The sequence below is a fragment of the Streptomyces sp. NPDC002676 genome (assembly GCF_053592455.1).
In genome coordinates this window covers 1-8,288 of sequence record NZ_JBSFVT010000054.1, presented here as the reverse complement: position 1 = coordinate 8,288, position 8,288 = coordinate 1, and the positions used below count along the sequence as shown (strand labels likewise).

Sequence of the window (8,288 nt, the reverse complement as noted above, 5' to 3'; positions counted from 1 at the left end):
ACCCGCACATCCGGATCCGCCACCACCGCCGACAACAACCGACCCAACCGCTCCACCAGACCCTCGACCGTCCGCCGATCGAACAGATCCACAGCGAACTCCAGGAGGCATTCCATGCCACCGGTGTGCGTCTCCCTCTCGGTGATCCTGAGTAGCAGGTCGAACTTGGACGTGCCGGTTTCCGTGAGTTCGCCTGCGAGGGTGAGGTTCGGCAGACGCAGCTCGGCCGGTGCGTCGTTCTGGTAGGCGAGCATGACCTGGAACAGGGGGTGCCGGGACATAGACCGGACCGGGTTCAGCCTCTCCACAAGGTGCTCGAACGGCACGTCCTGGTGCGCGTACGCGGCCAGGTCCGTCTCCCTCACCCGTCCGATGAGTTCGCGGAAGGTCGGGTCACCCGACACATCCGTCCGCAGCACCAGCGTGTTCACGAAGAACCCGACCAGATCGTCCAGCGCCTCGTCCGTACGGCCCGCCACCGGTGTGCCGATCGGGATGTCCGTCCCCGCACCCATCCGAGACAGCAGCGCCGCGAAGCCCGCCTGCACCACCATGAACATACTGGCACCCGACTCCCGGGCGAGCTCTGCCAGGCCCGCGTGGGTGTCGGCATCCACCTCGAACGCCACTTGGTCGCCCCGGAAGGAGGCCACCGCCGGGCGCGGCCGGTCCACCGGTAGCTCCAACTGTTCTGGAAGGTCGTCGAGTTGCTGCTTCCAGTAGGCGACCTGTCGGCTGATCAGGCTGTCGGAGTCGGAGTCGTCGCCGAGCAGTTCGCGCTGCCACAGCGCGTAGTCCGCGTACTGCACCGGCAGCGGCTCCCACCCGGGAGCCTTCCCGCCCACCCGAGCCTCATAGGCACTTGACACATCCCGCGCCAACGGCGCCATCGACCAGCCGTCGCCGGCGATGTGATGCAACACCACCACCAGCACATGCACGTCCTGCGACACCGCGAACAGACGTGCCCGCACGGGCACTTCGTTGCTCAGATCGAAGCCCAGCGCCAGTTGTTCGGCCACCAGCTCCGGCAGCGCTTCCGCGTTCGCTCGGGTCACGTCCAGCGTGGGGGTGGCCCGCTCGCCGTCAAGGACCCGCTGGTACGGCGAGCCGTCGGGGCCCTCGGGGAAGACGGTCCGCAGCGACTCGTGCCGCTCGATCACATCTCGCAGGGCGGCGGCCAGGGCCTTCTGGTCCAGTGTGCCGGTCAGCCGTAGGACGACGGGCATGTTGTAGGTAGCGGCCGTCGCTCCCTCGAAGCGGTTCAGGAACCACATCCTGCGTTGAGCGAAGGACAGCGGCACCTGAGCCGGCCGGTCCATCGGTGCCAGCGCGACTCGTGCGCCCGCGGCTTTCGTGAGCCGTTCGGCGAGCTGCGCCACGGTGGTCGTCTCGAAGACAGCGCGCAGGGGCAGTTCCACGTCGAGGACCGTGCGGACGCGGCTGACGACGCGGGTGGCGAGCAGGGAGTGGCCGCCCAGGTCGAAGAAGCTGTCGTCGATACCGACCCGCTCCACGCCGAGCACCTCGGCGAAGATCCCGCACAGCACCTCTTCCTGTCCGTTCCGGGGTTCGCGGCTCGGCGCGCCGTGGTACCGGGGTGCGGGCAGGGCGCGGTGGTCGAGCTTGCCGTGGGCGGTCAGCGGGAGCTCGGGCAGGAGTACGACCGCGGCCGGGACCATGTACTGCGGCAGACGGACACTCAGATAGCCACGCAGGGCTTCCCCGTCGAGTGCCGTCCCATTATCGGCAACCGCATAGGCGATGAGGCGTTTGTCGCCGGGCTGGTCTTCCCGCAGGACCACCACCCCGGCCGAGACACCCGGATGCTCCCCCAGCACAGCCTCGATCTCACCAGGCTCGACACGGAAACCACGCACCTGAACCTGCTCATCCGCCCGTCGGACGAACTCCAGATTTCCATCCGCACGCCACCGCACCACATCACCCGTGCGATACATCCGCTCACCCGCAACGAACGGACACGCAACAAACGACCCCGCCGTCAGCCCAGGACGACCCGCATACCCCCGAGCCACCTGCACACCCGACACATACAACTCACCAGCAACCCCAACCGGCACCGGACGCAACCCCGCATCCAGCACAAACACCCGACACCCACCCTGCGGACGCCCGATCGGCACCGGCCCCGACCCCAACACCTCACCAGGACCGACCCGGAACTCCGTCACATTCACCGTGGTCTCAGTAGGCCCATACGCGTTGAACACCACCGCACCCGGATGCGCCTGACGCCACCGCGCCACATCCGCACCAACCAGAGCCTCACCACCCAGCATCAACTCCCGCCCAGGTGAGGCCTCCACAGGCGAAGCCGTCAGCAACGCCACATGACTCGGCGTCGCCTTCATGAACGCCGGCGCAGAACCCGCCGCCACCTGCGACCGCAGATCCACCACACGCACACAACCACCCGACACCAACGGCAACACCACCGACGCCACCGTCATGTCGAACGTCACCGGCGACTGCCACGCCACCACACCCGACACAGCCCCATGAGCCTCACGAGCCCACCCCACGTAGCCCGCCAACGCCCGGTGCTCAACCACCACACCCTTCGGACGCCCCGACGAACCCGACGTATACACCACATACGCCGCACCACCCGGCATCACACCAGAGGACGTCACAGTCTCCAGGGTGTCGACAGACACCTCCGAGCTCTGGGCGGCACTGAAGACCTCTTCGGCGTCGATGAACACCCGGTCCACCCCGCCCGGCAACCCACCAGCCGCATCCCCAGCGGTCACCACACACACCGCGGACATCTCCGCCAACATCAACCCCACACGCTCCGGCGGATACTCCACATCCACCGGCAAGAACACACCCCCCGCCTTCCACACCGCCACCATCGCCACCACAAACTCCAGCGAACGCGGCAACGCCACCGCGACCACCCGCTCAGGCCCCACCCCACGCCCGACCAACACCCCAGCCAGCCGCTCCGCCCAAGCATCCAACTCGCCATACGACACCGACCGGCCACCACACTCCACCGCCACCGCACCCGGCACCCGGCGAACCTGCTCCACAAACCAGTCCAGCACCGTCACACCAACCGGCACACCACCCCACCGGCCACCACTCCACTCCCCCACCAACACACACCGCTCATCCCCCGACAACACCTCAACCGACCCCACCGGCCGATCAGGCTCACCCACCAACCCCCGCATCAACCGCTCGAACCGAACCACGAACCCCTCAACAGTTGCCCGGTCAAACACATCAACCGAAAAACCAAACACACCCGACAACCCGGCCGGCCCACCCCCACCATCAAAAACCTCGCCAAGGTTGACGGTGAGATCGAACTTCGCCGCTTCCAGTTCCGCCGGTTCGGTGGTCAGGTCGAGGCCGGGGAGCGCAAGACAGGGCGGACTGGTGTTCTGGAAGGCGAGCAGCACCTGGAACAGGGGGTGCCGGGACATGGAACGGACGGGGTTGAGGACCTCGACGAGGTGCTCGAACGGCACGTCCTGGTGGGCGAACGCCCTCAGGTCAGTATCCCGTACCCGGGCTACGAGTTCGCGGAAGGTCGGGTCACCGGACAGGTCGGTGCGCAGCACCAGCGTGTTCACGAAGAACCCGACCAGATCGTCCAGCGCCTCGTCCGTACGGCCCGCCACCGGCGAACCGATCGGGACGTCCGTCCCCGCACCCAGCCGGGACAGCAGGGTCGCCAGGGCCGCCTGCACCACCATGAACACACTCGCGCCCGTCTCGCGGGCCAGCGCGCTGATGTCCTGGTGGAGTCGGGCGTCGAGTTCGATGGGGACCTGTCCACCCCGGTAGGACGCCGTCGTGGGCCGTGGGCGATCCATCGGCAGGTCCAGTTGATCGGGCAGTTCGGTGAGCTCCTTCTTCCAGTGGGCGACCTGACGGCTGATAAGGCTGTCGGGGTCGGACTCGTCGCCGAGCAGTTCGCGCTGCCACAGCGCGTAGTCCGCGTACTGCACCGGCAGCGGCTCCCATTGCGGGGCCCGGCTCTCTGCCCGTGCCTCGTACGCGGCGGCCACGTCCCGCGCCAAAGGCTCCATGGACCAGCCGTCCCCCGCGATGTGGTGCATCACCACGTGGAGGACGTGCACGGCGTCTTCGAGGGCAAAGAGGCGTGCGCGCAAGGGGAGTTCGTGTGTGACGTCGAATCCGACGGCGGTCTCGTGGGCGAGGGCGCCGGACAGTTCTTCTTCCGTGACGTGGACGACGGGCAGCTCCACTGTGGCGTCCGCACCGTCGAGGACGCGCTGGAGCGGGGTGCCGTCCGGGCCCTCCGGGAAGACGGTGCGCAGACTCTCGTGACGCGCGACCACGTCACCGAGCGCCGCCGCCAGCGCCTCCCTGTCCAGCCGGCCGGTCAGCCGCAACGCGATCGGCATGTTGTACGAGGCCGACTCCGGCCCCTGAATCCGGTTGAGGAACCACAGACGCTGCTGAGCGAACGACAACGGCACCTCAGCCGGACGAAGCATCGGCTCCAGCTGGGGACGGGCACCCTCGGCGCCGGCGAGGCGGCGGGCCAGCTGTGCCACGCTCGGTGCCTCGAAGAGGGCAGCCAGGGGCAGCTCCACGCCCAGGACACCACGGATCCTGTTGGCCAGGCGGACGGCCAGCAGGGAGTGGCCGCCCAGGTCGAAGAAGCTGTCCTCGACTCCCACCTTCTCGACGTCGAGGATCTCGGCGAACAGCTCGCACAGGATTTCCTCGCGGTCGGTGCGCGGTGCCCTGCCGGCTACGGCGGGCGCGAAGTCGGGGACAGGGAGGGCCTTCCGGTCGAGCTTGCCGTTCACGGTGACGGGAAGCGCGTCCAGGACGACCACGGCGGCGGGCACCATGAACTCGGGCAGCCGGGTGCCGACGAACTCCCGCAGTTCCCCCTGCTCGACGGTGGCCCCGCGCGCCGGTACGGCGTAGGCCACGAGGCGGGCGGCGGCGCCCTTGCCGCCGTGCAGGATCACGACGGCCTGCTCCACCGCCGGATGAGCAGCAAGCGCGGACTCGACCTCGCCCAGCTCGACCCGGAAGCCGCGGATCTTCACCTGGAAGTCCGTGCGGCCGAGGAACTCGATGTTGCCGTCGGCCCGCCACCGCACCAGGTCACCGGTGCGGTACATGCGTCGGCCGAGGGTGTCGTAGGGGTTGGCCACGAAGCGGTCCGCGGTCAAAGCGGGCCGGCCGACGTAGCCGCGCGCCAGCTGCACGCCGGCGATGTACAGCTCGCCCGGTACACCGGCCGGGACCGGCTGGAGGCGTTCGTCCAGAACATAGACACGGGTGTTCCACACGGGTGCGCCGATGGGCACGCTGGGGGCGCCGGGCTCGTGCCGGACCACCCACCGGGTCACGTCGATCGACGCTTCCGTGGGCCCGTACAGATTGAACAGGCCCGCGTCGAGGGTGCGGCGGAACTTGTCGGCGAGTTCGAGGGACAGCGCCTCACCGCCGAGGATGACGGTGTGCAGCGTGGTGCACGTGCCGGCGGTCGGCTCGGCGAGGAACACTGCGAGCATCGACGGCACGAACTGGAGCGTGGTGACGCGCTGAGCGCGGATCACGTCCACCAGGTACGCCGGGTCCCGGTGTCCGCCGGGCTTGGCGACGACCATGGTCGCGCCGACCTGGAGTGCCCAGAAGAACTCCCATACGGAGACGTCGAACCCGGTCGGTGTCTTCTGCAGGATCCGGTCACCGGCGTGCTGCGGGTGCCTGGCCTGCATCCAGGCGAGACGGTTCACGATGGCGTCGTGCGGGATCATCACGCCCTTGGGGCGGCCGGTCGAGCCGGAGGTGTAGATCACGTAGGCGGGGTGCTCGAGCAGCAGCGCCGAGGAACGGTCCGCATCGCTCAGGTCGGTGTCCGCGTACGCGTTCAGGCCCGTCATGAAGGCAGGGTCGTCGACGACGACGGCAGGCAGTGACTCGGGCAGCAGGTGCAGGGTGTCCGTGGTGGTGAGCACGCACACGGGACGGGCGTCGTCCAGCATGTACGCGATCCGGTCGGCCGGGTACTCGGGGTCGACGGGCAGGTACGCGGCTCCCGCCTTGACCACCGCGTACACGGCTACGACCTGTTCGACCGACCGAGGCAGAGCGAGCGCGACGATCCGCTCCGGGCCCGCGCCGCGCTCCACGAGCAGCCGTGCGAGACGGTTGGCCCGGGCGTTGAGTTCGGCGTAGGAGACGGTGACGTCGTCGTGGATCACGGCTGCGGCGTCCGGAGTACGCGCCGCCTGATCCTCGAAGAGCACCGGCAGGGGTGCCTGGCGCACCTCGGTGTCGGTGGCGTTCCACTCCTTCAGGATCCGCCGCCGCTCCGCCGTGGCGAGGACGTCGAGTTCCCCGACCGCCCGGTCCGGGTCGCGGACCACGCCGCGCAGTATCCGCTCGAACCGGGCCACGAGTTCCTCGGCCGTCGCACGGTCGTACAGGTCGGTGGCGAATTCCAGGACGCCGGCGAGGCCGCGTTCGGCGCCGTCGTCCGCGTGCAGCTCGTCGAGGTAGACGCAGAGGTCGAAGCGTGCGGCCGTGGTGGCGGCCTGCTCGACCACCGCTGTGAGGCCGGGGAGGCGCAGGTCGGGCTGCTCGACGTTCTGGAAGGCGAGCATGACCTGGAACAGCGGGTGCGCGGCCATGGAGCGGGTCGGGTTGAGGACCTCCACGAGGTGCTCGAACGGCACGTCCTGGTGCTCGTACGCGGCCAGGTCCGTCTCCCGGACCCGCTCCACCAGTTCGCGGAAGGTCGGGTCACCGGACAAGTCGGTGCGCAGCACCAGGGTGTTCACGAAGAAGCCGACGAGGTCGTCCAGTGCCTCGTCCGTGCGGCCGGCCACCGGTGAACCGATCGGGATGTCCGTTCCCGCACCCAGCCGGGACAGCAGGGCTGCGAAGGCCGCCTGCACCACCATGAACACACTCGCGCCCGACTCCCGCGCGAGAGCGGCGAGGTGCTGGTGCAGCTCCGCATCCAGGGTGAAGGTCACGCTGTCGCCGCGGTTCGAGGCGATCGCGGGCCTGGGCCGGTCCGTGGGCAGCGCCAGCTGCTCCGGAAGATCCGCCAAGGCTTCGGTCCAGTGCTGGATCTGCCGGTGCGCCACGCTGTCCGGGTCGGACTCGTCGCCCAGCAGCTCCCGCTGCCACATCGCGTAGTCCGCGTACTGCACGGGCAGCCGCTCCCACCCGGGGGTCTCACCGCTGATCCGCGCTTCGTACGCCGTGGTCAGGTCGCGCGCCAGCGGGGCCATGGACCAGCCGTCACCGACGATGTGATGCAGCACCACCATCAGTAGGTGCGTGGTGTCGTCGACAGTGAACAGTCGGGCACGCAAGGCCGGTTGCGTGGTGAGGTCGAAGCCATGGGCCGCGGTCTCGGCGACGCGGACGTTCAGCTGAGCGGCTGTCGTCTCCACCACGTCCAGCGTCACGACCGCTTCGTGGGTATCGAGGATGTGCTGGTAGGGGGTGCCGTCGGGGTCTTCGGGGAAGACGGTCCGCAGGCTTTCGTGCCGCTCCACGAGATCCCGCAGGGCGGCGGCCAGCGCATCCCGGTCGAGGCTGCCGGTAAGCCGCAGGGTGATCGGCATGCTGTACGTGGCAGCCGCCGCACCCTCCAGACGGTTCAGGAACCAGAGCCGACGCTGGGAAAAGGACAGCGGCAGCTCGGCCGGCCGGGTGCGGGCGGCCAACGCGGGGCGGGCCCGGCCGCTGTCCCTGGTGATCCGGTCGGCGAGCCGGGCCACGGTCGGCCCTTCGAAGAGAGTGCGGAGGGGGAGTTCGATGCCGAGTCGGGTGCGGATCCGGCTGATGAGCCGGGTGGCAAGCAGGGAGTGGCCGCCGAGGTCGAAGAAGCTGTCGTCGATACCGACCCGCTCCACGTCGAGCACCTCGGCGAAGATCTCGCACAGCTCCTGCTCACGGTCACTGCGCGGGGCACGAGAGGTCACAGCGGCTGCGTAGTCCGGCGTCGGCAGCGCCCGCCGGTCCAGTTTGCGGTTGGCGGTCAGGGGCAGCTCAGCGAGCGTCACGACCGCGGCCGGGACCATGAACTCGGGCAGGCGCTCGCCCACGTAGCGGCGCAGCTCACCGGCGTCAAAGGCTTCCGCCTCACGCGGTACGGCGTAGGCGACCAGGCGTTTGTCCCCGGTCCTGTCTTCCCGCGCGATCACGGCCACCTGCGACACCAGCGGATGCCCCGCAACCACCGCCTCGATCTCACCCAGCTCCACCCGGAAACCACGGATCTTCACCTGGAAGTCCGCCCG

The 8,288-nt window shown here is 69.0% G+C and carries 1 protein-coding gene; it reads right to left on the bottom strand.

Annotation, left to right across the window (positions count from 1 at the left end):
• Nucleotides 1–8,288 (bottom strand): amino acid adenylation domain-containing protein (locus ACWD3E_RS42925; RefSeq protein WP_451392888.1); only part of this gene is annotated, 8,288 nt, incomplete at both ends.